Origin of the sequence: Leptothoe sp. LEGE 181152, from assembly GCF_032906605.1 — a bacterium.
In the GTDB taxonomy this organism is placed as follows: domain Bacteria; phylum Cyanobacteriota; class Cyanobacteriia; order Phormidesmidales; family Phormidesmidaceae; genus Leptothoe; species Leptothoe turfae.
The window spans coordinates 188,197-213,769 of record NZ_JASATU010000062.1; the positions used below are offsets into that span (position 1 = coordinate 188,197).

General features: G+C 49.4%; 18 protein-coding genes. 5 read left to right on the plus strand and 13 right to left on the minus strand.

Annotation, left to right across the window (positions count from 1 at the left end; all coding sequences use genetic code 11):
- Positions 1 to 210: 210 nt before the first annotated feature.
- Positions 211 to 2,745 (minus strand): glycoside hydrolase family 3 protein, encoded by a 2,535-nt coding sequence (locus QGP82_RS28345; protein WP_499061699.1) that lies wholly within the window; start codon positions 2,743 to 2,745, stop codon positions 211 to 213.
- Positions 2,746 to 2,929: 184 nt separating this feature from the next.
- Between QGP82_RS28345 and QGP82_RS28350 the strand changes: the two genes are divergently transcribed.
- Positions 2,930 to 3,460 carry a type III secretion system chaperone gene (locus tag QGP82_RS28350; protein WP_490793332.1) on the plus strand — a complete coding sequence of 177 codons (531 nt, stop codon included), beginning with the start codon at positions 2,930 to 2,932 and terminating at the stop codon, positions 3,458 to 3,460.
- Positions 3,461 to 3,462: 2 nt separating this feature from the next.
- Here QGP82_RS28350 and QGP82_RS28355 read toward each other — a convergent pair whose 3' ends face one another.
- The 4 genes from QGP82_RS28355 to QGP82_RS28370 form a co-directional block, all read right to left on the minus strand.
- Complete coding sequence (locus QGP82_RS28355) at positions 3,463 to 4,644, minus strand: RtcB family protein (RefSeq protein WP_499061700.1); 1,182 nt, start codon at positions 4,642 to 4,644, stop codon at positions 3,463 to 3,465.
- A 375-nt stretch (positions 4,645 to 5,019) separates the two neighbouring features.
- Positions 5,020 to 5,505: a DUF29 domain-containing protein gene (locus QGP82_RS28360; RefSeq protein ID WP_163670346.1), complete on the minus strand. Its 486-nt coding sequence runs from the start codon at positions 5,503 to 5,505 to the stop codon at positions 5,020 to 5,022.
- A 44-nt stretch (positions 5,506 to 5,549) separates the two neighbouring features.
- Entirely contained in the window at positions 5,550 to 7,673 is a 2,124-nt protein-coding gene (locus tag QGP82_RS28365; protein WP_499061701.1) for an AAA family ATPase, read from the minus strand.
- A 137-nt stretch (positions 7,674 to 7,810) separates the two neighbouring features.
- Entirely contained in the window at positions 7,811 to 8,530 is a 720-nt protein-coding gene (locus QGP82_RS28370) for a Spy/CpxP family protein refolding chaperone (RefSeq protein WP_499061702.1), read from the minus strand.
- 236 nt (positions 8,531 to 8,766) lie between these two features.
- Between QGP82_RS28370 and QGP82_RS28375 the strand changes: the two genes are divergently transcribed.
- Together QGP82_RS28375 and QGP82_RS28380 are read left to right on the plus strand one after the other, a co-directional pair.
- Positions 8,767 to 10,002 carry a sensor histidine kinase gene (locus QGP82_RS28375; RefSeq protein ID WP_499061703.1) on the plus strand — a complete coding sequence of 412 codons (1,236 nt, stop codon included), beginning with the start codon at positions 8,767 to 8,769 and terminating at the stop codon, positions 10,000 to 10,002.
- Positions 10,003 to 10,053: 51 nt separating this feature from the next.
- Positions 10,054 to 10,737, plus strand: coding sequence for a response regulator (locus tag QGP82_RS28380; RefSeq protein WP_499061704.1), 684 nt, complete (start codon positions 10,054 to 10,056; stop codon positions 10,735 to 10,737).
- Between the two features lie 20 nt (positions 10,738 to 10,757).
- Here the strand turns inward: QGP82_RS28380 and QGP82_RS28385 are convergent, their stop codons facing one another.
- The 3 genes from QGP82_RS28385 to QGP82_RS28395 form a co-directional block, all read right to left on the minus strand.
- Complete coding sequence (locus QGP82_RS28385) at positions 10,758 to 11,474, minus strand: hypothetical protein (protein ID WP_163670356.1); 717 nt, start codon at positions 11,472 to 11,474, stop codon at positions 10,758 to 10,760.
- Positions 11,475 to 11,583: 109 nt separating this feature from the next.
- On the minus strand, positions 11,584 to 12,738 hold the full coding sequence (locus QGP82_RS28390) for a murein hydrolase activator EnvC family protein (RefSeq protein ID WP_163670357.1): 1,155 nt from the start codon (positions 12,736 to 12,738) through the stop codon (positions 11,584 to 11,586).
- 288 nt (positions 12,739 to 13,026) lie between these two features.
- On the minus strand, positions 13,027 to 13,683 hold the full coding sequence (locus QGP82_RS28395; protein WP_163703718.1) for an SOS response-associated peptidase: 657 nt from the start codon (positions 13,681 to 13,683) through the stop codon (positions 13,027 to 13,029).
- Positions 13,684 to 13,742: 59 nt separating this feature from the next.
- On the opposite strand from QGP82_RS28395, the gene QGP82_RS28400 reads away from it, so the two are divergent.
- Complete coding sequence (locus QGP82_RS28400) at positions 13,743 to 14,087, plus strand: DUF952 domain-containing protein (protein WP_163670359.1); 345 nt, start codon at positions 13,743 to 13,745, stop codon at positions 14,085 to 14,087.
- A gap of 95 nt (positions 14,088 to 14,182) precedes the next feature.
- Here the strand turns inward: QGP82_RS28400 and QGP82_RS28405 are convergent, their stop codons facing one another.
- From QGP82_RS28405 to QGP82_RS28420, 4 genes are all read right to left on the minus strand, one after another.
- Positions 14,183 to 16,486, minus strand: a complete 2,304-nt coding sequence (locus QGP82_RS28405; protein WP_499061705.1) for a choice-of-anchor Q domain-containing protein — start codon at positions 16,484 to 16,486, stop codon at positions 14,183 to 14,185.
- 889 nt (positions 16,487 to 17,375) lie between these two features.
- On the minus strand, positions 17,376 to 21,152 hold the full coding sequence (locus QGP82_RS28410) for a tetratricopeptide repeat protein (RefSeq protein WP_499061706.1): 3,777 nt from the start codon (positions 21,150 to 21,152) through the stop codon (positions 17,376 to 17,378).
- A gap of 433 nt (positions 21,153 to 21,585) precedes the next feature.
- Positions 21,586 to 23,277 carry an AAA-like domain-containing protein gene (locus tag QGP82_RS28415; RefSeq protein ID WP_499061707.1) on the minus strand — a complete coding sequence of 564 codons (1,692 nt, stop codon included), beginning with the start codon at positions 23,275 to 23,277 and terminating at the stop codon, positions 21,586 to 21,588.
- 140 nt (positions 23,278 to 23,417) lie between these two features.
- Complete coding sequence (locus QGP82_RS28420; protein ID WP_499061708.1) at positions 23,418 to 24,092, minus strand: Uma2 family endonuclease; 675 nt, start codon at positions 24,090 to 24,092, stop codon at positions 23,418 to 23,420.
- Between the two features lie 125 nt (positions 24,093 to 24,217).
- Between QGP82_RS28420 and QGP82_RS28425 the strand changes: the two genes are divergently transcribed.
- On the plus strand, positions 24,218 to 24,817 hold the full coding sequence (locus QGP82_RS28425; protein WP_163670369.1) for a hypothetical protein: 600 nt from the start codon (positions 24,218 to 24,220) through the stop codon (positions 24,815 to 24,817).
- A gap of 20 nt (positions 24,818 to 24,837) precedes the next feature.
- Here the strand turns inward: QGP82_RS28425 and QGP82_RS28430 are convergent, their stop codons facing one another.
- The gene (locus QGP82_RS28430; RefSeq protein WP_499061709.1) at positions 24,838 to 25,443 is read right to left on the minus strand and encodes a LysE family translocator; all 606 of its coding nucleotides are present in this window, start codon (positions 25,441 to 25,443) and stop codon (positions 24,838 to 24,840) included.
- Positions 25,444 to 25,573 lie beyond the last annotated feature (130 nt).

Sequence of the window (25,573 nt, forward strand, 5' to 3'; positions counted from 1 at the left end):
GGGAAAACAGGCTGGAGCTACAGTCCATACTTAATCCCCAACTGGAAATAGCCATTTCCAGTCTTTGGCACTGATTCCGTGCGAGAAGTGAGGGGATGAGCCTGAATGCAACAGCTCGGACCTTGAGGCGTCTGCATGAAAATAATGTACCTCTTTGAGATATGTTTGAGGTTTGCTGTCCCCCTTACGGTTGACTTTCGAGGGTCAACGTTAATCTTTAGGCACTAATCGTATATCCGATAGGCTTAAAGAAAAGGGAGCCTCGGTTTCAAAGCCTAACGCTGTCAGCCTAGCCATATCTGCGCCAGCGTCTACCAGGCTACGTAAACTAATTTCTGTCTGGGTCCATTCTCCCAAAGACTCGGTCATAAATAGCTGAGTCATATCCAAATTAGCGCGACAGTTCTCGCCGCACTCTGCAAATAGTGTGACCGGTGCTTCTGGTAGGGCATCTACCCGATACTGTAGGACCAATGTCATACCATCGTAGTGGGATGCAGCGCTGTAGTCAGTGGCAGGTCCAGTGAGTACTATTGCAGCCTTTTCTTGCCCGTTCCAAATAAACTGTTTTGCATCTTCCTGCGCTACCCGATCAATTGAACGGATGGTGAGCACATTATTTAGCTGAGTGTGTGCATCCACGACTGTACTGGCGGTATCGCCTACAATACCTTGCAGACTCCAGGGTGCCATGGGTCTACCCAATGCAAAAAGAGCATTACTGGTGGTCTGTTCGCTGCCATCTAAACCTGAGAATTCAGGTAGTTGCGGTAGATTGCCATTGTCTTGATAGGTTAACCCATACCCATAGGGAAACAATGGATCGTAATTATCATCACCCCGATTTACTTTGGTCTGAATCGCTGTGCGAGGCCATGAGAAAGAGAGTTTGCCTGTAAAGTCAAAATTGATGTCACCATTGGGTTTGCGAATTAACACATCGGCTATACCCGCTCCCTCCGTGCCCGGTAACCAGGCAGCGACAAATGCCTGGGCAGCATTAATCTCAGGGGTGACCCATAGGGGCCTGCCTGAGAGAAAAACAGCAACTGTGGGAATGCCTGCTGCTTGGAATGTTTCAAGTAATTGAAATTCCTGATCGGAGGCAAAATTTAAGTTGTCTAAATCTCCCTTAAACTCAACATAGGGATTTTCTCCAAAGACCACGATGGCCACATCGGGTGTTTGATCATAGCTGCCATCTGAGCTGAGGATGGCGGTTCCACCACCGGCTTCAACTGTGTTGCGAATGCCTTCCCAGATTGAAGTGCCGTTGGGGAAGTGAGCATTGGTGTTGCCAGTGCCTTCCCATGATAGGGTCCAACCACCGGTCTGCTTGCCGATGGCATCAGCCCCGTCTCCCGTGACTAATACCGTTTGATGGGTCTGTAAAGGTAAAAGATTATCTTGGTTTTTAAGTAGAACAAGAGACTCACGTACGGCCTGTCGTGCTACAGCCTGGTGATTAGGATGCCCCAACAGCGAATAATGACCAGCAAGGGGACGCTCTGAGGGTTTAGGTTTTTCAAACAAACCAAGACGAAATTTTACCCGAAGAATACGGCTTACTGCATCTTCCAGGCGCTCACGAGAAATTTCTCCAGACTTGACTTGTGCCACCGTATTCTGGAGTAGCTGACGCCAGCTGTCTGGAGCCATAAACATATCAATGCCTGCATTAAACGCAGCGGGGCAACTTTTGGTGGAACAGCCTGGAATTTGAGCATGGCCGTTCCAATCGCCCACAATAAAACCGTTAAAGCCCATGCGCTGCTTGAGCACATCGGTTAACAAGGGTCCATGGCCGTGCATGTGCCGACCATGCCAGGCTGAGAATGATGCCATGATAGTTTGTACTCCGGCTTCGAGCGCTGGTGGATAGCCGGCACCGTGATAGTCTCGCAGGTTAGCTTCACTGTCGATGTTGTCGCCCTGGTCTTTTCCGTTATGGGTGCCGCCGTCGCCAATAAAATGTTTAGCTGTGGCCAGAATGTGTTGGTTGCTGAGAAAATCATCGGTGCCCAGTGCTCCTTGGAGGCCTTTGACAATTGTTGTGGCATATTGGGCAACAATCTCAGGTTCTTCGGAATAGCTTTCGTAAGTGCGTCCCCAGCGGTTATCACGGGCAACTGCTAGGGTGGGGGCAAAGGTCCAGTCCATGCCAGTAACAATTACTTCCCGTGCTGTTATCTCGCCAATTTGTTGGATCAGATCTAGATTGCGAGTGGCCCCTAATCCAATATTATGGGGAAAGACAGTGGCTCCAACAATATTGTTGTGGCCATGGATGGCATCTGTGCCCCACAGTATGGGAATAGCCTGACCGCCGTTGCTGGTATCCATGGAGGCTGCATAAAATTCATCAGCGAGGGCTAACCAATCTTCAACTGGGGCTCGAACATTTTCACCAGGAGCTGAGTTTCCACCGTTGAGAACTGAGCCTAGACGATATCGACGCACATCCTCTGGGGTGACATGATCAATATCTGCTTGAATGGTTTGACCCACCATTTCTTCAAGGGTCATTGATGCCATTAATTCATCAATGCGGGCTTCAATCTCAGGTTCTATGGGTGCGCCGCCATGGGTGGTTGGCCAATTTTCTGGAGTAATTTGAGGGGAGGCGCTGCTGTCTATCGATGGCATCCCATTTCCCTTAGCTGCTGTTCTCAAGTATGCAATCAGTGCACTACTTAATGCGAGTACACACAATAGGCCAATAAGGGTGACTTTCATATTGATCATAAGAGTTTAAGGGATGGGCTGCCATGGAAGATCGTAAAGTGAATTCTTCTCTGTGTCGGTGTTAAGTACGTTTACTAGGTCTTAGCTTTATGAGCGGCTGTTTAAATCATCAAAACCTTTAGATACTCTCAGGATGGGCTCATTTTGGTTATTTAGCATGGCTGCAACTTTTATAGCTCCAACCATGACTTTAATTCCCCGTACGGCAGCCTTTGTAACGGCTGGTCTGATGGCCACATCTATACCGCTTGTGACGACTGCGGCCTGTGCTCAAACACCAGAGCGGCTGGAGTTGATGACATTGGCTCGTCTAGAGCAAATCCTACAGTCGGAGGTTGATAACGTTGAGGGAGAAAATGGTCAGTGGCAATTTAGGGTTAGCGATCGCACCGTCATTATCCTGGCCGATGCCAATAACGATCGGATGCGGGTATTTAGCCCAGTAATGCCGGTGGAAGACTTGACGGCTCAGCAAGTTCAGGCGATGCTGGCGGCTAACTTCCATACGGCCCTAGATGCCCGTTATGCCGTTACCGATGGCGCTGTGGTTGCTGTATATTTACATCCCTTGAGCACTCTGCAAGGAGACAACTTTCGTTCAGCTCTGCGTCAGGTGGTGAGCTTGGCTGAGACCTTTGGCACATCTTACTCCAGTAATGAGCTGAATTTTGGTCTGCGCCAGCGTCAGCGTCGTAGCAATGTGGAAGAAATTTAGGCTTAGCCTTTGACGCAGATGACTTGTTTGAGGGTGGCGACGACTTCTACCAGGTCCCGCTGGTTAGCCATCACTTCATCAATGGGTTTATAGGCTGCGGGAATTTCGTCGATGACGCCTTTGTCTTTACGGCATTCTACGCCGGCGGTCTGTTCGATCAGGTCGTCCAGGGTATAGGTATCCTTTGCTTTGCTACGGGACATGACGCGACCGGCCCCGTGGCTGCAGGAGCAGTAGCTATCGTGGTTCCCTTTGCCCTTGACGATGTATGACTTGGTGCCCATGGAGCCGGGAATAATGCCATAGTCGGTGGTGCGTGCCCGAACGGCTCCTTTGCGGGTGACGTATACATCTTTGCCAAAGTGTTCTTCTTTTTCGGCATAGTTGTGGTGGCAGTTGACGGCCAATAATGGCTTAAAGGGTTTGCCGCCGCCGAGATGTTTTTCGATGATGTGCTTAAATCGGGCCATCATTTCTTCTCGGTTTTGTAGGGCGTAGGCCTGTGCCCACTGTAGATCGTTCCAGTAGCTACGAAACTCTTCAGTACCGGCGACAAAATAGGAGAGATCGGGATCTGGCAGCTTCTGGTTGGCTAGCTTTTGCAGGTTTTTGGCAGTACTGACATGATTCTTGGCCAGCATGTTGCCGATATTACGGGAGCCGGAATGGAGCATAAGCCAGACGGTGTCTTCGGTATCGATGCACACTTCGATAAAGTGGTTGCCACCACCAAGGGAGCCCATTTGACTCAGGGCTTTCTTTTCTAGATGCTGCACGCCCTTATGTAGGTCTTTAAAGTGACGCCAGCCTTGCCAGTTGTAAACGGATTTGCCAACTTTCTTGTTGCTTTCGAAGCCAGTGGGGATGGTGGCTTCGATTTCTTTACGGATTTTTCTGAGTTTGCCGTCTAGCTTTTTGCTTTTGTAAGGAGTCTGAAGAGCGCACATGCCACAGCCGATATCGACGCCGACGGCAGCGGGGACTAGGGCGTCTTCGGTGGCGACGACGGAGCCGACGAGGGCTCCTTTGCCGAGATGAACGTCGGGCATCAGGGCGACATGTTTGTAGACAAAGGGCAGTGAGGCGACGTTTTTGGCCATTTGGATCTCTTTGGAGCCGAGATCGTGGTTGGCCCAAGAGAGGACGGGTTTGTTGGTTTTGAAGGGGACGGATTGGTAGGGCATGGTGCGATCTTATTCGTGATCTGGGAGGAATGGTGAAGATGTGGGCTGGTTATAGCTTTTGTTGACTGGTTTATAGCGGAGTGGGTTGCTCAGGGCTTTCCCCCCTGAAACCCCCCGATCTGGGGAACTCAACTTCCCCAGGCCCCTCGCATAAGAGGTTTACAGGGGAATAGCTGAAGGTAGTTGCACTGGTTGCCGGTGAGGTGGTTACGCTGCTCCGCGTTCGCTCCACACCGTAAAAAAGAGGTGATCGAAACTTCTTAAATCGGAGGGGGTGTTTACCCCATATCTCTAGTGCGCAAAGTGAATATCTTCGTAGGGGTGCGGCCTTGTGCCCACCCGGCAGTATTGATGGCTGTTATGCAGAATTTTGTGTTAGCTCTTTTCAGGCCAAGCAATAATCTCATCAAGTGTCATTGAATCTAGTGGTTGGAACTTGGTGTCGGGGTATTTGCGTTGGAGTCGTCGTAAGGCTTTGGCTTGCTGGGCGGCAAAGGTTTCTTGTTGTTGGAATCGATAGCGAATGGAGCCGCTGACAATATCATCTAGGCTATCTTGGAATGCTTCGATTTCATCACGCCAGTGTTCAGCTGCTTGATCATCAGGAAAAGCTTGTAATTTAAGGATATGGATGATGATTTGACGGGTTAGGGAGGCGGTTTTGTTAAATTGCTCCCGACCCATATCGCTAATTTCCTCAATTAAGTTTGCTAAGTCTAGATTCCTGAAGTCCTGAGATCGCAACGCCTCGGCTTGATACTCACACCAAGCCATAAAATCAGTGTCGTACAGATTTTCTCGTGGCGCTGAGGCCGCTGAGGCATGCTCTGTTGTAGGTGCTTGATTAGTGGGACTCGACATGGCTATCTCTGGGAGATGGTCTCATTGGCTTGGTGACACTTCTACTACTTGTATACTTCGTTCATCCAGCTTTGGACAAAATCGCGACGTTCAATATCGGTCCAGTTGAGCCAGGTTTCTTGGGTGACTTGGCCAGTGACGGTATCGACTAATGGCCAGAAGGCTTCGTCTAGTTCATGTTTAAAGCGCTTGGGTTGGGCATACATAAATTTAGACTTTTTGGGTGTCATCCTGGCTAAGAATTTGGTGCGCAGGTAATAGGGACTCTTTAATTTCAAGGCGAAGCTGCCGTCGCTGGCGAGGCGGATCATAAAGCCTTCGTGTTCAACGTGGTGGGATTTGGAAATGGCGTCGCCAAAGCTACAGAGAAACCAGGTGGGGCGTGGTGTTTGCAGCGTGGTTGCGATCGCATCCAACTCTTTTTCACCCATAAATCCATGGCCTAAAATTCCACCCCCAATCAAGTGAAGGCCATAATCGTCTGGTCCATACTGAATAATATGGGGGTCTTCTGGATGAATCGCCTCCCATAGCAAGGTGGTGTGCCGATGAGCCTTGAGCCAGGCTAAAACGCGACCATAGAGGCCATCTTTGTAAAGCAGTGACTTGGCGTATTCTACATACTCTCCCTGAAACGATCCAGAACAGGTCACAACAACCTGATGGGGATCGTAGGGATGCAAAAATGTGGTGACTAAAAAGCCATTGAGTTTTTCGACGGCAATCACGTCGGTTTCATGGGGTAGAGTGGTGTCCCGTTCTAGATAGTTAAATGTGCGTGGAAAGGGTTGACTGACGGGATTGCCATCCAGCCCGACCACTATGCCACGGGCCAGTTTTAGCTCGGGATAGTCGTCCCAGGCTGAGGGGGTGAAAAAGGCTTTGGAGCTGTACTTATATAGGGTGAGCCAACCTTCATTGACTCGCTTGACTAGCTTTTTCGGCACAAGTGCCTCCATCTGTTTGGCAAAGCTGGGTGGGCATTTGCTGTAGTCAAACTCGCAGGGGACGTCTAGTTGTTCTTGCTCGGGTAAACGCATAGCGGCTAAGGGGCCACCAAATCCGGCTCCTTTTTCTAAGGAGTAGGTGCGTTCACCTGCTGAGGTGAGGGGAATGTGACCGCGAACGACGGTTAAATGACTGGTCTTGCGAAAAACACCATCGGTGTCGTGATTTTCGCCTAGACGGCAGCGGCCATACACTCGATCGTGGGCGGGTTGTAACACCGGATCAAACCATTCAATATCACCGTGGCACAGCACATAATCGCGGTATCGATAGAACGAGGGTAGGGATTGGATAAACTCTCGGATCCGAGCCTGGTAATCTTGGTCACACTGCATGGCTTTGTGCAGCGTTCCCCGCGTAGATTTGCTTTTGATGGTATCGCCGCGTAATCCTCGGGCCAGGTTGTTGTCGTGGTTACCCCGCACACAATAGTGGCCCTGACTCACTGCCTGCATAACAATATCCAGGACTTCTAAGGACTGAGGTCCACGGTCTACCAAATCTCCTAAAAAACAAAGTTTGCGCCCTTCAGGATGGATTAGATTCTCGTCATAACCCAGCTTGTGGAGCATGGTCTGGAGGGTGTTGGCCAATCCGTGGATATCACCAATGGCATCTAGCTTGATAGTGTCTGGAATTGTAGGGATTTCCACTGACAATGTGATGTCGCCTTCGGTCAGGATGAAGGGCCATTGGGAGTTGGTTTGGATGCGATCGCAAAACTTAGCCACCACCTGCTCTGGCACCCTACAGCGTCGTTGCTTATTCTGCTGCTGTACCCGCTCCAACGGTGGATTAAAAATCACCACTTGCACGGGCACGCCCAGTTCTTCGGCAATCGTGGCCAGGGGTTTACGTTCTTTATCACTAATCAACGTAGCGTCCACAATGGTGGTTAGCCCCGCCTTTAGCCGCGCTCGAACGACGCTTTCCAGGGTGGAAAAAATCAGTCGGTCGTCGGTGGCTAAGGGACGGTCGGCCACCTGCCCATCAACCAGTGTTTTCGCGGTGCCAAAAAAAGTTTGCCGCAGCGCGTCACTGGATAGGATTAATGCCGATGGCAGGTGCTGACATGCTGTGGACTTGCCTGCTCCAGGGGCTCCTGACAGTAACACTAGACTACCAATTTGAATTGAAACCAGGTTTTTAGAATTATCCATAGTAGTTCTATTCAAGCAATCCCGATGGCATTTCGGCAGATGATACCCAAAAAAAACAAGAAAAAACCAGGAACATAAAGCGTTCCTGGTTGAGGTGTTTCCCTTATTGATTTGTATGCTGATGCACCCTGGAATAACTAGCGAGGGCGACGATTGCCGCGATTGGTTAGTATTTCCTGCAATTGCGCCTTTTGCTCATCGGTCAACACAGCATCGGCTGCGACTCGGGATTCTTCACGAATGACCTGCAGCTCTGCTCGTTGGTCTTCACTAAGATCGAAGCTGCGCATCGCCTGTCCCCGCTCGCGACCGGTTTTACCCTCCAGTGCTGCCAGTTGCTCCTCCGTCAGAATTGCTTCCACTCGGGTGCGAGCATCTTCCTTAATGGCATCAAGTTCAGCCCGCTGCTCAGCGGTGAGATTCAGTTCTTCTGCAAACTCTTCACGGCGGTTTTTACGACCCTCTATGCGGTTAGCTCGCATGGCCTGGAGCTGAGCCTGTTGCTCATCTGTAAAAACCTCATCAGCAGATGCTCGGGATTCTTCACGAATGGCCTGGAGCTGGGTCCGTTGCTCTTCACTGAGATTGATACTGCGCATGGCCTGTCTGCGATCGCGACCCGTTTGCCCGTCCAGTTCCGCCACCTGGTCCTCAGTCAAGATAGCTTCAATCTGAGTGCGGGCGTTATCTTTAATGGCGTTTAGTTCAGCCTGCTGTTCAGACGTAAGATTCAGCCCTTCTGCCATATTTGGGGAGAACGCATTGGCGTTACTGGCTTTGAGAATAGCTGGGCTGGCTACTAAAGCGGTCAACATCAGGGCCCCGCCACAGCATTGTTTGATGGTTGGAAATTTCATAGGTTTTGTTTGCTTGTTGATGGCCTCATCTTAGCCAAGGGAGATCTTTGATGGCTGCTAGCGAGAGTCATCCGTAAGGAAGGACCGAAGTCATGGGAGAAGTGATGACTTTAGTCACTGGTCCAATAAAGTACCTGTATAAGCTTGAAATTTTGGGTAGGGTTGGGAAAGGGGGTAGGGATGTAAGGTAAGCAATAACCACCATCCCGGTGTGTATCCTGAAAGGATTTTTGTCTATGAACCGAGCCATCCAGTTCCAAAATCATCCGTTTCGATTTTTACTCTATCTAGAGTGGGGCTTGCTGGCGGTGTCGATCATGGGGATCCTGACAGCACCACCGCTGCGGGAGGCTCGTCGTAGCTTACCGAATGTGCCTGTGCGTATGTTTACGCAGTGGCCATTGGTCACGGTGGGTTGCCTGTTGTTATTTGGCTTTTTGGGCCTCTATTTGCCCACCAGAGGCTTTTGGCTGCGATTTGGCCATATTGCCCTGCAAGTGGCATTGATTTTAGTCACATCAGGGCTGATGCTGCGAGGGGCTAGGCTTTTCCCGTTTGTTTATTTGGTTCTGGTCATTCGTAGTTGCTTAATGGTGGGGGTCATGGGTCGGATTGCCGTGACGGCCCTCTCGTTTTTGTTATTTATGACCACACTTAGCCTGAGATTCAGAGGATTTGACGGGCAAATCCCTCGGCATATTCGACAACACTTAATTGGTAGTCTCCAAATGAACCTGATTGTGTTCTTTGGACTTTCTCTCGTATTTACATTGTTGTTGGTGAATGCATTGCTCAATGAGAGAACGATTCAAACCCGTTTACAGAAGGCGAATAAAGAGTTAAAGCGCTCTGCATCCCAGGTGAAACAGCTAGCAACCGTTCAAGAACGTAGCCGAATTGCTCGTGAGATTCATGATTCGTTAGGTCATTCGTTAACGGCTCTTAATATTCAGTTAGAAGGGGCTCTGAAACTCTCTCAACGAGATCCTCAAAAATCAAAAACTCTTTTAACTGAGGCAAAACGGCTGGGCTCTGTTGCTTTGCAGGATGTCCGCCAGTCTGTGGCAACATTGCGGGATGATGGCCAGTTAAAAGAGTCTCTGCATACAAAGTTAAATGTACTGATTGACACCCTACGCACCAGTGCTGGCATTACCCCTAATATCAATATTCAGCTATTGCAGCCATTGCCTGAAGCAACCAGTATGGCCCTTTATCGCATTGCCCAAGAGGGCATTACTAACATTGTGAAACATGCTGAAGCAACGGCAGTAGAATTCACACTGATCACTGATGAGTCTGGTACGAGACTTTTATTGCGCGACAATGGTCGTGGTTTTGACCTTAGTCAAACATCGACAGGCTTTGGCTTACAGGGGATGCGAGAGCGAGCCCAGGCAATGGGTGGTCGACTTACATTCAATAGTCGACCGGGGGAGGGGTGCGAAATTCGTTTAGTTATTCCGAGCTAGGGGCACCCCTTGTGGTTGCCCTAAACGATAGATACTTATAGCAATACAACAATGACGCAACAAGATTATCAACCTCATGCCATTCCTGTGATGCTGGTGGATGATCAGCAGATTATTCGCCAAGGGTTAAAGACTTTATTAGATTTAGAAGACGACATTGTGATTGTTGGCGATGCTGATAATGGTGAGACAGCATTAACCGTGCTGGGGCAGCTGGAGTCAACGGCTCAGCTGCCGGCAGTGGTGCTGATGGATATGCGCATGCCGGTGATGGATGGGGTGGCGGCAACGGATGCGATCGCATCCCGCTATCCATCAATTCAGGTTCTAGTGCTTACCACCTTTGACGATGACGACCTAATTGCCCAGGCCATGGCCGTCGGTGCCAGGGGTTATTTGCTTAAAGATACCCCGTCTGAAGAACTCGCCCAGGCCATTCGTACCGTGGCTAAGGGCTACAGTCAGTTTGGTCCCGGCATTTTAGAAAAAATATTAGCCGGACAGCAGGACCCTCCAGTAGATGTGCCTGAAGGATTTGATGAGCTGACGCCTCGCGAAAAAGATGTGCTGCGCCTGATTGGCACCGGGGCCAATAATCGGGAAATTGCCGAAGCGTTATTTTTGTCAGAAGGGACGGTGAAAAACCATGTGACTAGGCTTTTAGGGCGTTTGGGCGTTCGCGATCGCACCCAGGCCGCCCTGCTTGCCGCCAAACTATCCTCCAAATTATCGTAGGGGCGTTCCATAGAACGCCCCTACAACATCCATTCCATCCCAATACCTAGTCGACTATCCGTCGCCCCCGGCGCAAACTGCCACTCCACATCCGTTGCCAGCCGTAATCGCTCCGTCAGGCCATAGCCAAACTCCAACTGAGTAATCATCACCGAATCATTTTCCGTAGGACTCACCCAGGTCTGGGTATAGGCAAAATCAGCACCGCCCCCCCGCGATGGCACCACCTTTACCTGAAACCCCACCTGCACACCACTTTCGCTATAGTCCACCGCCTCCACATGGCGATAGCCCAAAATGGGAGCCACATTCACATAGCCACCTAAGGGCAATACGTAATAACGCAGGTGTGCCCCGTAGGCTTCTCGGTCCATATCCCCACCATCAAAATTAGCTACATAATCAGCATTTACCGTCAGCGGTAAATCCCCGACAAAGACATCTTCGACCCCGATGGATAAACCACGCTCATCTTGGCTAGATGGAAATAGCGCATAGCTTAGCTGTAGCCTTGAGGGAAAGCTGGGCTGATTGCGGATATTGCTAAGCACATCCGGCGTTCCCTGCAACCACTCCTGTAGGACGGGGCTACTATCCACTGTGCCTGGTTCAAGTTCAAACTCAGACTCTATTTGTTCATTAATCGTGGGTTCTGCTAGAGCAACTGGAATAGAAATAAAGCATCCAATAATGACTGGGGCAACTAGTCGGCTGATTCGAGTATAGATATCAGCCATGGTTTATCCAGCCCAAGTTGGTGAGTGCTTGCATCGGCATAATGACTGTGACTGTAAATCTGGTAACGAGTACTGTCGCAAAAGATGTCTGTGCGCTTGTAATCTAGTTCTACAAGAATCCCATGGGATCTACCGGATTACCATTACGACGCACTTCAAAGTGTAAATGTGGCCCAGTTGAAAGACCAGTGGAACCTATTGCTGCTATAGATTGCCCTTTTACCACCGCTTGGCCCTCACGAACATTTAATCGACTGGCATGGGCATAGAGGGTGGTCAGCCCACCACCGTGATCAATAATCACCGAATTACCATAGCCACCGTACCAACCCGAAAAAATGACCTTGCCTGAGTCAGCGGCGGTAATGCGGGTGCCATAGGGCGCACCGAAGTCCACACCAGCATGAAAGCGACGATATCCCAGCACAGGGTGTATTCGTGAGCCAAAACGACTGGTGATAACGCCTGAGGTGGGAATGCTCATCTGGCCTGTGCCCAGTACGCTGCCATTGGCTGCGGCAATGCGCTGGCGAATTAAATTAGCCAAACTTTCAGAATCTCGCGCTAACTGAGCCTGAGCCGCTTCTAGCGCACTGCGATTATCCTTAAGCCTGGTGATCAGCTGAGTTTGCTGATCTGCTTGAGCCTCGTATTGATCCCGTCGGGCGAGTAGCTGTTGACGTAATAGGGCAATAGAATTCTTCTGAGCTTCCACCCCTTGCTGCTGCCGGACGATAAAATCAGCTTTTTCTTGAAGTTCCGCCATAAAATCGCGGTCTGCCTGGTAAATCTTACCGAGCCGATAGCGTCGCTCTAAAAACTCGTTTAGGTTTTCACTTTTAAGCAATACGGCCCAGCCTTCGGCATCCTTCTGTCTTTGCATAAACTGCAATCGCTGTACCGCGCCGATTCTGACCGTTTCATATTCGTTCTGGGCCATGGTCAGCGTATTTTCTAGACGCTTTAGCCGCTCTTGGGCTTGGGTGATTTGAAACTCCGTTTCTTCAATTTTGAGATCAGTAATGGTAATACTGTCCTGTAGGCCTTCTAGCTGTTGAGCTGCTTCGTTTTCTAGATTCCTTAGCCGGTTTTGTTCTCTTTCTAAATCTTGCTGCTGTTGTTCATTTTTTTTCTGTTGCTGTTGTAACTGTTCCAATGGCGCACTGTTTTGAGTTTGCCCCAGAGCTATGGGCACTAAAAACGACACGCCAATTATCACACTGGCAAAGAGGGATAAAAACCGCTGTGTTCGTTTTGCAGTCATTGGTTTTGTCAGGAACTCGCTTGATCACCAGCTGAACACACGCAGCACATGATAGCCCGACTTGGTGATTTAAAAAACGAAATTCATCTATAACGATTTTCAGTTTAAGGGTACTGTCCATCTGATCACAGTAATGGATTCTGCTGTACGAACTTAGGTGTTTTCTCAAAAAGGCCACACCAGCTGGAGGCCCCCTTAGCCCCTAATTCTGGGGAAAAAGATTCAAAGCCCCCAGAATTGCGGGTTTGGGGGCCTTGATAACTGGTAGTTTCTTTCCTAGAAATGTCCTTAAACTTCAAGGGGCGCGATACAATCAGCTAACTCATTGCGGGGGCTATTGACCAATGTGCTGACTGGATAAGCCTCCATGTCGTTGGCATTGTAGGGTTGCATTAATCCCTGTACTTGGGCTGGTGTTCCCGTTAGCCAACGGTCATAGTCTGCGTTAGGAATAATCACTGGCATCCGATTATGGATAGGCTCCATCAGTTCATTCGGTGTCGTGGTGAGAATTGTGCAGGTTTCCAGGTAGCTGCCATCGCCGCTTTCCCATTGCTCCCACAGGCCAGCAAAAGCAAATATAGGCCGTTCTCTCAAGTGAATATAAAAAGGCTGCTTCTTTTTATTGCTGGCTGTGCGCTGCCATTCGTAAAAACCATCGGCTGGAATCAGACAGCGCCGACGTTTGAAGGCTGCGCGAAATGAGGGTTTCTCGGCGGCGGTTTCAGATCTAGCATTGATCAGCCGATAGCCGATTTTGTAGTCCTTTGCCCATGAAGGAACCAGACCCCATTGAAAGATGCGATAGTCAGGACCGGCAATGATGGCCGAGACGGGCTGGGATGGAGCGATGTTATAGCGCGGTGGTGGTTCCGGCTCTGTGGTGAGTTGAAAGGCCTCAGCTAAGTCTGCGCCGGAGTGGGTTTGGGTGTAGCGACCACACATGGGGAGTAATGTGAACTGAGACAATTGTACTAAAAAATTTTGAGAGGGAGGATAAGGCGATGGAAATGCTGTATCGCATTGCGCCAGCGGCTGATGTGCAGATGGCCGCGGCGCAGGGATGGTTTGAGTCAGCTGATTTAGCAGAGGAAGGCTTTATTCACTGTTCGTTTTTGCACCAGGTCATGGGGGTGAGCCGTCGGCACTATGCAGGGCAGCAGGGGCTGGTGTTGTTTAGGATTGACCCGGCAGCGATGGATTGTGAGATTCGTGTGGAGAATACGTCGGGTGGAACGGAGTTGTATCCCCACATTTATGGGCGGGTGCCCTGGGCGGCGGTGAAGCAGGTTTATAAGGATACCTATGATCAGGCGGGGGTGTTTCAGTTGCCGTTGGCGCTAAAATAAGCTTCCTGCATAAATCCCCGGTTTCCATTAGGCCCAGGCCAATTCTAGAAACCGAGGATCTGTCGGGGTATGGCGGAATAGTTATGGCGCGGCCATTACGCGGCCATTCCACTTAAGATGCCTGACTGACCTTCCAACGCTAGGAAGGAGATGGATTCGGGGGTGTGGTTGAGCTCACTATTGAGGGACTTCTCTTCGTAGACACCGACACCAAAGCTCTGACGGGTGATATCGTCAATTCGGATGTTGGCGGTGTCTGCACCGTAGAATGACCCCAGTTTAGCGATCAGTGAAGGTGCCGTATCAAACCCTGCCTTGAAGTTGACCTGAGAACGATTGTGATCGTAGCTGCGGCTGGTGGTTCCCCCGTGTAATAGTGTGTCACCATCATTTGCTGTGCCCTGCTCAATGGCCAGCCAGCCTAAGGTTTCAGTGGCATGTCCTCCCTGATTTAAGGCTTCTTCTTCTTGCATTGCCAGTTGGAAACCCTGGGAAGACTGTTGTTTGACACGGGTGGTCACCCAATCGCCACCGTTGTTGGTTTGTACCTGGGACAAGATTGTGGGAGTTTTGTCGAAGCCCTGTAGCTTCCTGGTATCAAAGCCTTGGGAGGTCAAACGGTTGGAGTTGTAAGTGCCAGCTGAGATGCGAGTGCCATCGTTAAGGGTCCAATCGCCAGCCTCCATGACGAGATAGGAGAGGGACTCATTTTTATGGATGCCGTCACTGTAGTTGGGTTCCTGGAGCCTGATTTGGAAGGATTGTTTGCCCACATTGCGGAGACGTATAGCGACTGGGTCTGAATCATTGACTGTGGGGTCAGAAACAAGGACAACTGGGTTTTTGTAGGTGTCATCTAGGGAAACCGTTTTCCATCTATGGTTGAGTGTGAGATTGCCGTATTCGCCAATAGATTCTATTCGGGCTTTGGGAGACGTCGAAAAGGTGCCTTCAAATGCACTAATAGTGGCGCGATTATTTTGTTGCATGCCACGTTGATTGCCTGCGATCGCACCGGCTCGACTACCTCCATCAATGGCGGGGCTACCGGAGCGCAGCGGATGGATTAGGGCACCGTTGCGTTGTTTCAAGGGGGCTAGCTTGGGATCTGCAACCAGGCTGTTTTTTAGCACCCGCATGGACTTGCGATCGCTAGAAAATTCAACATTGCCGCCCCCATCAATGGCCTGAAAACCCACTTGATTCTGACGTTTATCTTTGTCAGCCGTATTAAAGGCAATGATGGAGTTCTTTAAGGTTACTGCATGGTTTCTGGCATACCAAAGGGCTCCATTGGCCCGACCTGCCGAGTTATAAGCAATGGTTGAATTGGTGATGTTGACCGGTGTGGAGCGATTGTTCAGGAACATGGCTCCGCCAGCATCCTTAAACACTCGATTGCCTGAGAAAGTGCTATTGACGATATTGGCGGGTAAATTGGACTCCAGCCATAGGGCACCTCCTTGTTGGGTGGCGGTGTTGTTGGCCAAGGTTACATTCTCCAGGTTCAGACCTATTTTGGCCCAGATAGCTCCCCCTTTGGCATCCCCTTTGGCATTGAAAGTCACTTTGTTATCGATGATGACGGTGTCTTTGATGATGGCTTTATCTTTGCCATAGCCCCAGAGGAAGAGTGCACCGCCCATCCCTTGTGCTTGATTGCCTTCAAAGCGACTGCCTCGGATGACAATGGTGCCTTTATTGCCAGGACCGGAATACCCGATGGAACTAACCCCATCTGTGAAAATTGCTCCACCGCCACCTCTGTTGACAGCAACGTTATTGCGGAAGACAGAGTTTTCAACCCGAAAGGCAACGGTGGAGCGACCGTAAATGGCTCCACCATTAAAGCCGCGATTATTTGCGAAGGTGCTTCCTTTGACGATTAAGTGAGCCCGCGATTCGTCATGGGAAATGGCCCCAGCACTAAAACCTGCATACTTGTTGGTGAGGGTACCATCATTGCCTGTAAAGCGACTGTTGATGATGTTTGCCTTGGCAAGATGCCCGACACGAATGCCACCACCTAAGGCTGAGGTATTGTTTCTGAGGGCCACATTGAATAGGTTCAGGGTACTTTCGTGGCGTGTGAGGATGCCGCCACCGCCACCTTTGGTTTTGCCATTGGCGATGGTCAGGTTCTTAAAAGTGGCTTTCTGATTTCGTTCCACTAGGAACACACGGCTAGAGTTATTGCCGCTGATGGTTAAGCCAGGTGCCTTTTTGCCATCAATTGTGACTGATTTATCGAGTGAGAGTTGTCCACTGGTCAAACTAATGGTTTTCTGTGAGAGTTTTTTGGCGAACTGGATAGTATCGCCTTTTTTGGCTTTTGCGATCGCGCTTCTAAGTGATCCTGCTCCTCGGTCTGCTGTAGAGGTGACAGTGATAGTGGCCATAGCGAGTTTAATAATGGTTGCAGATGATTTTGGCGCAGGGAAATTCCGACAGATCCAGGCGCTGTCGGAAGCACAACAATAATGTCGGTAATGTTGGTTAGAGCTGTCTGATTTAATGCACCGCCTGAAACGCGGTAACAATTAATACCCCGAAATCCAGATTATGGGTTGCGACCATATAGACCACCTACCTCTGAGTAGGGTATGGCCCGGATAATGGTTTGATTGAGGGTAAAGTCTTTACCGTTCAATATCTTTTCGTGTCGCTAAAGAATGTGTAGGGAACTAGATTTTCGGTAAGATGCATTGTCAAAGAAAGGCTTGTGCGGGATGCACCTTCTTTAACTCCTTTGTAGTTTTCCCAGAATTTAATTTATTAAAACTTCTTGGGTGAGCGCTTGTCAAATCTATAAACAGATTCAACCCCGCGAACCCCAACGATACCAAGCGATACCAAAGATATCCGCAATCGTAGGTTGCGGTTGAGCCACCAGAATAAACGTTTTATGCCGGTATCTCAATCTTGCGAAACCCAACATAGCCGATAATTTTGAATGGTGATTGTATAAAAAATGTTGGGTGTCATATTAATGACGATGATGGTTGGAAGTGTTGGGTTTCGTGCCGCAACCGCAACCTACGGTGTTCCGTCAAATGGTGATTGTGTTGGATGAATAATGTGCTATGCGGAATCTTAACCCCGCGAAACCCACCATGGTCGATAATTTTGAATGGTGATTGTATAAAAAATGTTGGGTGTCATATTAATGACGATGGTGGTTGGAAGTGTTGGGTTTCGTGCCGCAACCGCAACCTACGGTGTTCCGTCAAATGGTGGTCGTGTTGTTTGTTAATGAACCTTTAAATGGGAGATTTTCGAGAGATGTTGCTACTCCGCTGGACAAAGCTCTGCTATGGGAAGCTTTGTTGCCTGAGAAGACTCACGACATTGTTGTTGATACTCAGCCTCTGACGCAGTGTCTTTAACATCTCCAAGCACACCTTGAATCCATTCTCTAACACTATCGCTTCTGAATGTAAGGTCAAGAGACTCAAAAATATTAAAAGCCTCATAAAGAGGAGATAATGCCTCAATATCATTACCTTGATTATCCAAAGCATCTCCAATATTCCATAAGGTTTCGCCTTCGCCCGCGCGATTGCCCACCTCGCGGTGAATGGCCAAGGCCTGTTGGTAATAGTTGAGTGCCTCAGCATAGTTGCCTTGATTGTAATAGACGCCGCCAATGTTGTTGAGGGTGTCTCCTTCGCCCGCGCGATTGCCCACCTCGCGGTGAATGGCCAAGGCCTGTTGGTAATAGTTGAGTGCCTCAGCATAGTTGCCTTGATTGTAATAGACTAAGCCAATGTTGTTGAGGGTTGTTCCTTCGCCCGCGCGATCGCCCACCTCGTGCCGAATGGCCAAGGCCTGTTGGTAATAGCTGAGTGCCTCAGCATAGTTGCCTTGAATGTCATAGACGCCGCCAATGTTGTTAAGGGTTGTTCCTTCGCCCGCGCGATCGCCCACCTCGCGGTGAATGGCCAAGGCCTGTTGGTAATAGCTGAGTGCCTCAGCATAGTTGCCTTGATTGTCATAGACTAAGCCAATGTTGTTGAGGGTTGTTCCTTCGCCCGCGCGATCTCTCACCTCGCGCCGAATGGTCAAGGACTGTTCGTAAAGGTCTAAAGCTGTTGTATATTCAGACCGAAGCCAATAGATACCTCCAATGGAATCTGTAGCCCTTGCCTCACCACGTCGATTATCAATTGACTGATGAATATCCAGAGCCTTTTGATATTCGTCCAAAGCAGAAGCGTACTGTCCCTGAATTTCGTACAACCCTCCAATGGTTAGGTGCATATCCCCAACACCAGCCTTATCTCCTAACTCTGACAATTTATCTATAGCCAGGCGATAGTTTTCCTGCGCAGCATCATAGTTATATTGCTCAGCCCTAAGCTGACCCACACCGCGCAAACTATCACTCAGACCTTTGATGTCATCAGCATCTCTAGACAGTACTTGCGCATACTCATAGTCATTAAATGCTTCATCATAGTTGCCCTGGCGCTTTTTAATGTCAGCTATCTTTCTCCAGGTTTCTGCCTCGCCAACACTGTCCTGAGCAGCTTTAGCAATGGCAATAGACTGTGCATACTGCTCCAGGGCTACTGCTGTCTTACCCTGAAAATCATAAACATCCCCCATATAGTTACGAATCTGACCTTCTCCAAATTGGTCTTTAATAGCGATAGCAATTTCTAAACTCTCTTGATGGATTTCTAAGGCCTGATCCGGTTTACCCGTCGCTAAATGTACCCGTCCCAGGTGCATTAATGCCTGACTTTCACCTAATTTATCCTTTGTTTCACGGGTGATTGCTAAATGTTGTTCATGATATGTCAAAGCTTCGGAATATTTACCCTGGTTATAAAGCACTTCGCCCTTATTGCCCAGGGCTTGTCCTTCTCCTTGCCTATCTTGAATCTCTATGGCAATTTCTAAATGTTTTCCGTGAAATTCTAAAGCTTGAGGATATTGCCCCAAAACGTTATGAACTTCGCCCAAGTTTCCGTGCACATAACTCTCTCCTCGTTTATTTTGAGTCTCTTGAGTTTTTTCTAAACCATCATTGAGAAAACGAATCGCTGTTTGTAAACCACCCAGCTCATAAAAAGTATTTCTAAATCGCTGAATGCCTAAAGAGCCAATGGAAAAACGAATGGCTTCTCGAGCTTGTTCTCTTTGATTGACGGCAATATTGCGAGACTTTTCTGCACTTTCACGATCTTCATTTGCCTGATTGAGTGCTATCTGTGCTGTGTCTACTGCCTGTGATACTCGATTAAACTCAGTTTGAATACTAGAAAGTTTTGTTTGTACTGTTCCTAGTTGATTATTCTTATTTGTTAAATCTTGAGTTAACCCAGAAACCTGAGACTCAATAGTGGCTGCTTCCTGCCTGGCAGCTGTTGCTTCAGCTTGAGCAGTCTTTGCCTCAGCTACTGATTCTTTATTGGTTTCCTCCAGTTTGTTTTTCTCGTTATTAAGAGTTTTATTGCTGTCAACTAAAAGTGTGTTTTTATTCTCTAATCTGTTGCGTTCGTTTTCTACTTCTTTTAATTCTTTCTTGGCAGTGCGAGTTTCCTCAACAGCTTGTCGTGCTTCTGCGCCTTTTGCATAAGCTTCTTTCCCAGCCAATACGGCACCAAACACAGATAGACTTATAAGGCCAATACTCAGTATTGACGACAGTCGAGTCCGCTTGCGTACCCTTCTGAGGTCTGCTTTAGCATCTGCTAACTCATCATCTGCCCGCTGAATCGCCTTATTTTTCGTATTTAACAATTGCGTCTGCTGTGCCACCGTCGCCTGCACTGCCGCCAGCTCCGCCCGCAACCCCAGCTTCTGACTCTCCACCAAATACTCATAGTCCTGTTTTCCCAAACTACGCGACTCCGACCAGTCCAGCGCGTCGGTCAGCTCTTTCCCCTGCAACAACAAACTATCCTGCGGGTCCGCTACCCACGCCTCCAACTTCTCCCCATAGGGTCGAATACTCACCAACGCATCCCTTATCCAGTCCTGGGTAAACACCGTCTGGTAAATCGGGTTATACACCTGCAACCTGCCATCCCGCTCCACCACCAGCCCCGACAGCCGCAGTGCCATTTGCTTAGCACTGCCGTCTACCGGGATATGTCCCCGCTCCACAATCTCCTGATACAGGCTCAACAACTGTCCCGCCCGTGAATTCTCCCTTAACCGGTCCCGAATTGTCTTTAAATGGGGTGGCTCATCCTGCATCTCCCAGTTGTCAATAATGTGGGTATGCACCACCTGAGCCACCAGCTGATCAGCTGTAGGTTGTTCTGCTGTGCGTTCCACCGCCTGAATCACTAACTGACATACCTTCTGGGTTAAAAAAGGCTGTCCCCCCGTCCAGTGCAGCACCGCCCGCAACACCGCTTCTGGATCGCTCACTTTCTTGGTTAACCCCGGCAGCAGTGGAGCCGCTTCATCAAGCGTAAACCCCGTTAGCTGAATCGCTCGACCAATATTAAACGGCGTCCGTTCTTTTGCCTGGATCAAATTTGTCGGTGTGGCCACCCCAATCAGGGCAAATGTCAGGCGATTATAGTCAGGGTTATCCGCGCGATTGTTAAAGCACTCTCGAATGACGGCAAAAAAATCATCCGCATCAAATTCCAGGCTGAGGACGCTGTCAATTTCGTCTAGAAAAATCACCATGGGCTGGGCCACCGTCCGCAACAGCACATGGCTAAGAAACTTACCAAACCGTCGCACCGGGGGCAGATTATGGTTCTCCTCCCACCAATCATCCAGATCAAAGTCAGGATCTAGCCCATCGATATTAAATCGATCCACCAGGCTATCCATAATGCCGAAGTACCACTCCGCCGGTTCGATAGTAGTGGTACCCAAGCCGCTCACATCCAACGAAGCACAGGCCACACCCTCCGCCTGCAATCGGTTAGACGTGCGCACCCGCAGGCTAGACTTACCCATCTGTCGTGAGTTTAGTACATAGCAAAACTCCCCTGCCTTGAGTGCCTGGTAAAATTCTTCGTCTGCCGCACGCTTAACATAGGTTTGGGCATCTGGGGGTAGGCTACCGCCCACTTGATATCGATACTCAGCCATGATCTTTTAGGGGGTGTGCATCAGGAAAGTAATCATTTAACGAACACTGAATCTTGAACGAAGTCCAAGGTCTGGAAAATTATCACAATCGCTCATTTTGGCAACGGTTCCCCTTCGCAAGGCCACCGTGTGCACATAAGTCCTGGAAACTAGCGTTCGCGGTTGTCTAACCCCCTCTAACTCCCCCTTACCAAGGGGGAGGACCGGAGTTTCCCCCCTTACCAAGGGGGGATTAAGGGGGGTAATGCAAGATTGTGAACTCCCTTTCGAGATGTATGTACACCGCCTTCGTAAGGGGAACCAACGGAGGGGGCTGGATAACTTGCGCCAACGATCGAAGACCCCTCCGCCTTCGGCACCTCCTCTTATAAAGGGGAGGATCTTACTCAACGATGTCCTATCAGGGATTTGCCGCATATTCAATTGTTTAACCTCACAACCGCGATTGGAAATATTGCCGGTATAAACCACATAACGGCACCACCGCATTGCCGTCATACTTCACCAGACCCATACTGTGGAGCTTAAAGGCTTCTGTGGAGCCAATCTGTACCGGCTGATAGCTGGGAATCACTTGCTTAAAGGCCCTGAGCAAAGCTGAATCCGCTTCCAGATTAAGTAAATGCCGCCGCAGATGATCGCTGTATAAACCACCCTCAGTGGGTGCTTCTTCCATCAGCTGAGTCAAACTCATGCGACCTCGCGCCAGCTGGTAAAGGGCCGCCCGCATGAGATATGGATGTCCCCCCACCAATTCCACTAGCTGCTGTTTTTGATGGACAGAAAGACTGAGCTGATGCCGAGCAATCAAGGTTTCGATTTCGTCTGCGTTCAACTGCCGTAGTTCAAGGGGTAACCCCACATTAAAGGGGGAACGGTTAATGCTGAGGGGAACGTACACCTCTTTAGAATGGACAATTACCAGATTGAGCTTGCGCCATATGGGGTTGGTTTTACCTTCTTCGTGCCATACCCGCAACATGCCAAAAAAGTCTGTGGCGATTTCGGGATGCTCAAACACCTGATCCACTTCATCCAGGCCTAACACCAGCGGTTGCTCCAGCTCCTTCAACAAGTAGCGTTCAAAATAGCGTTGACATCGGCGGACGATGCCTCGCGCTCCTTTCCAATAGTCGGCAAGCCGATCTTCTAAATCCAGCTCTTCGGTAACGCTGCAGCAAAACCACTGGAGAAACTCATCCAGGTCGTTCAGGGTTTCATTGTCAGAGGTTTGAAAGCTTAAGCGCACCGTCTCAAACCCGTGTGCCCTGGCATGGGCCATGCTTCTGACCAGCAGTGATGTTTTCCCTAGCTGTCGGGGGGCCTTGATCCGAATCAGAGACCCCGGTCTAACGACGGTTTCATAACAGTCGGTTTCAATGGGTAGCCGTTCTATATAAAAAGGTGAGTCTAAGGGTACTAGTCCCTCTGGTTCTTCAAGGGTGATGGGTTTAGCAGTTTTAGCAACAGAACGTTGCTTAGTTTCTGGTTCAAGCTCAGGTTTGGCTTTATTGTTAGTCTTTGATGTCTGGGGCTCTGGAGACTCATTGAGTTTTTCGGTTAACCCTTTGCGTATTTTCAGAATGGGAGTGCTAACTTCATCAATGCCCTCTAACGCAATGGCTGACAGGCCAACTTCATAGGCAAAGGGCACCGGATGGCCATAGCCCAGGGCATCATAAAAACCAACGGCAAACTCAATGGCGGCCCTATCTCCCATGGCATCGGTCATGCCGACCACATAGTCCACATGCTCCACCACGGCCTCTGCTTGATGCTGCGAATAACAGGCGTTAAGCAGCACACATTCTACACTTGTAAAGAGTCGGAATAGACGCGATAGGGCGATGCTGCTAACGGGTTTTGTCTCGCCAGTGTCATTTTCTAAGAGCAGTCCTGCTGCGCCAGCACCGTGGCCTGAAAAATGAACAATTTGGGGTTGGTACTTGAGCAGGGCACGCCGTAGATCGTCAGGGCGGGTGGCCCATTGGGACACTACGTTAAAGCTGTCCCGTTCTGCGGATAGGTTTAATCCTGCTTGGATTTCACGAACTTCTTCGTCTAACCGCAAACGGCTAGTATCTGAAGGATTTGCCGTCAGGATCAGGATCGTCTTTGCTGCCATGGTACTTGGCAAAAGTGGGGGCTAATGGGGAGCAGGTATCTGTCTTTACTCTAGTCTCTGGAGAAAAAATATTTTCGACAGCTTAACTAAAAATTTTGATACAGCTTTCCAATGGTCGTCTATTACCCCCAGGGGTACTTTTACAACGACTCTGGATTCACCCCTAATTCCCGCAATTTTTCTTCTAATGCCTGAATCCTTTGCTGATCTGCTTGCCTGAGTTTCCGTTCAGCTTCTAGCAGTTCTCCCAGCTCCACATAGGTCAAAAACCGTTCCCCATCAGGCCGATAAATTTCTAACGTTTCTTCCGTTAGCTCAAACCGAATACCTAAGGCCGGACTTATCCAGCCTCGCATATCACTGACTAACTGTAGTGCCTTTCCCGAACGTTGCAATCCGGTCAGTTCATTATCATCTGGGTTGTAAATGTAATATTCCTCCACACCATGCATCTGATAGAAATTCAGCTTCCGTAGCATTTCCCCAGAGCGATTCCCTGGTGACAAAATCTCAAACACCACCTGGGGCGTAATGCCATCTTCTAACCACTGCCGATAAGATCCCCGATCTCTTTTTGGACGACCAAACACCACCATTACGTCCGGTGCTTGACGTAGCTTTGGATTCCCCTCCACCGGATACCACAGCAAATCCCCGGCAACAAAGACATCTGCATTACCCGCAAATAGCCGCTCCAGATTTTCCTTAATTACTACGATCCACCGGAACTGCTTCGTATTGTCGGCCATGGGTTGCCCATCGCTGTCAGGGTATTGCTCAGGAAGCTGACTGTCGGAGATTAGCTGCTGAACCATAGGTCTGGCCTCAAAATAGCCTGTACTCTAGTTTAACTGCACCAGTTAGAGCTTGGCCGTTTGCTGGATAGACAGGAATTCTAAGCCCATCTAATAAAATGGAGCTGTTAAGCAGGGCGAATTTTGTGGCTTACAGTCAATTCAAAACCATTGCCAGTGTAAAAATGGCCTTTGACCTCACTGTGGTTGAAGGTAAGCGATTTTTACCAAAACTCGACGATATTACTCCATCTGCTATCCTTGCGGGTTATCTCCAAGAAAGCCTGCCTATTGTCGCTACATCCGGCAGCGAGAAAGCCCGCTCTGAAGGCATTATCTACCCTGTCCTATTAGAAGTACGTCGTTACCTGGATCGCCACGTCAGTCTATTTTCAGGAGAAGACTTTAATGTTGATGAAACCGTTGGCTTGAATGGCCAATGTGATTTCCTTATCACCCGCTCGACCGAAGTGCTTGAAATTGAAGCGCCTGCCATTATTGTGGTCGAAGCGAAGAAAACGGATCTTAAAACTGGTTTTGGTCCATGTATTGCTGAAATGGTAGCGGCCCAGCGGTTTAATCAAGATCAGGGAAATGAGATTGCAACCATTTACGGCAGTATCAGTAATGGAATTCAGTGGCAGTTTCTGTCCCTTACAGAATCCATGGTCACCATTGATTTGGCCGTATATGCCTTACCTCCTGTTGAGCAAATTTTGGCATCCCTAGTATGGATGGCATCATAGTCGTTGTTGTTTTCCTCGCCTTATCCCCGCCAGCTTAAGGCAACAATCCCAAACCCGGTAATCAATACCCCAAACACACGATTTACCCAAACCAATCGCCCAGGTGTTAGCCAATGGCGTAAGCGAGATACCCCACTGCTTAGAATCAGCCACCATAGAGCCGAGCCCAAAAATACGCCACCGACCATTACTACTGCCTGGCCATAGTCCAGCCCTGTCGGGGCAAAGCCAGCGAACAATAGCACGAAGGATAAAATCGTGGCTGGGTTTGTTAAGGTCAAACCAAATGTGGATAGATAGGCTCCGGCTAAACCAGTGCGGCTAATCTCTGCAGTTTTATCGGCGGGTTTACTCAAAAATGTGGTGATGCCTAGATAACAGAGAAATAGGCCCCCGATGATGCCAAGCCAGCGAGCCTGATTCGTTAGGAAATTGGAGATAAAGGCCAGGCCGAAGGCTGCGATCGCACCATACACCCCATCCGCCGTTGCCGCCCCCAAACCCGACAGCAAGCCTGTAATGGTCCCATAGGAAAGACTGCGCCGAATACACAACAACCCAATCGGACCGACGGGGGCCGCAATCGATATCCCCAACACTAAACCCCGCAAAAACAAAGAAATCATGGCAATACACCCCAAATTTACCGATTAATCCGTAGGGGCTCCCCTTGTGGGTGCCCTGCATCGCATAGACCCAATATCGAATGGTTTCTCAGAGGAGACATCCCTGTAGGGGCTCCCCTTGTGGGTGCCC

What these genes read in the sequence shown, in the direction of transcription:
- QGP82_RS28355 (WP_499061700.1), bottom strand. Translation starts at nt 4,644, where the DNA reads ATGCCCTACCAATCCGTCCCCTTCAAAACCAACAAACCCGTCCTCTCT.
- QGP82_RS28375 (WP_499061703.1), top strand. Translation starts at nt 8,767, where the DNA reads ATGAACCGAGCCATCCAGTTCCAAAATCATCCGTTTCGATTTTTACTC.
- QGP82_RS28410 (WP_499061706.1), bottom strand. Translation starts at nt 21,152, where the DNA reads ATGGCTGAGTATCGATATCAAGTGGGCGGTAGCCTACCCCCAGATGCC.
- QGP82_RS28385 (WP_163670356.1), bottom strand. Translation starts at nt 11,474, where the DNA reads ATGGCTGATATCTATACTCGAATCAGCCGACTAGTTGCCCCAGTCATT.
- QGP82_RS28390 (WP_163670357.1), bottom strand. Translation starts at nt 12,738, where the DNA reads ATGACTGCAAAACGAACACAGCGGTTTTTATCCCTCTTTGCCAGTGTG.
- QGP82_RS28350 (WP_490793332.1), top strand. Translation starts at nt 2,930, where the DNA reads ATGACTTTAATTCCCCGTACGGCAGCCTTTGTAACGGCTGGTCTGATG.
- QGP82_RS28365 (WP_499061701.1), bottom strand. Translation starts at nt 7,673, where the DNA reads ATGGATAATTCTAAAAACCTGGTTTCAATTCAAATTGGTAGTCTAGTG.
- QGP82_RS28405 (WP_499061705.1), bottom strand. Translation starts at nt 16,486, where the DNA reads ATGGCCACTATCACTGTCACCTCTACAGCAGACCGAGGAGCAGGATCA.
- QGP82_RS28380 (WP_499061704.1), top strand. Translation starts at nt 10,054, where the DNA reads ATGACGCAACAAGATTATCAACCTCATGCCATTCCTGTGATGCTGGTG.
- QGP82_RS28420 (WP_499061708.1), bottom strand. Translation starts at nt 24,092, where the DNA reads ATGGTTCAGCAGCTAATCTCCGACAGTCAGCTTCCTGAGCAATACCCT.
- QGP82_RS28395 (WP_163703718.1), bottom strand. Translation starts at nt 13,683, where the DNA reads ATGTGTGGTCGCTACACCCAAACCCACTCCGGCGCAGACTTAGCTGAG.
- QGP82_RS28430 (WP_499061709.1), bottom strand. Translation starts at nt 25,443, where the DNA reads ATGATTTCTTTGTTTTTGCGGGGTTTAGTGTTGGGGATATCGATTGCG.
- QGP82_RS28370 (WP_499061702.1), bottom strand. Translation starts at nt 8,530, where the DNA reads ATGAAATTTCCAACCATCAAACAATGCTGTGGCGGGGCCCTGATGTTG.
- QGP82_RS28345 (WP_499061699.1), bottom strand. Translation starts at nt 2,745, where the DNA reads ATGATCAATATGAAAGTCACCCTTATTGGCCTATTGTGTGTACTCGCA.
- QGP82_RS28415 (WP_499061707.1), bottom strand. Translation starts at nt 23,277, where the DNA reads ATGGCAGCAAAGACGATCCTGATCCTGACGGCAAATCCTTCAGATACT.
- QGP82_RS28360 (WP_163670346.1), bottom strand. Translation starts at nt 5,505, where the DNA reads ATGTCGAGTCCCACTAATCAAGCACCTACAACAGAGCATGCCTCAGCG.
- QGP82_RS28400 (WP_163670359.1), top strand. Translation starts at nt 13,743, where the DNA reads ATGGAAATGCTGTATCGCATTGCGCCAGCGGCTGATGTGCAGATGGCC.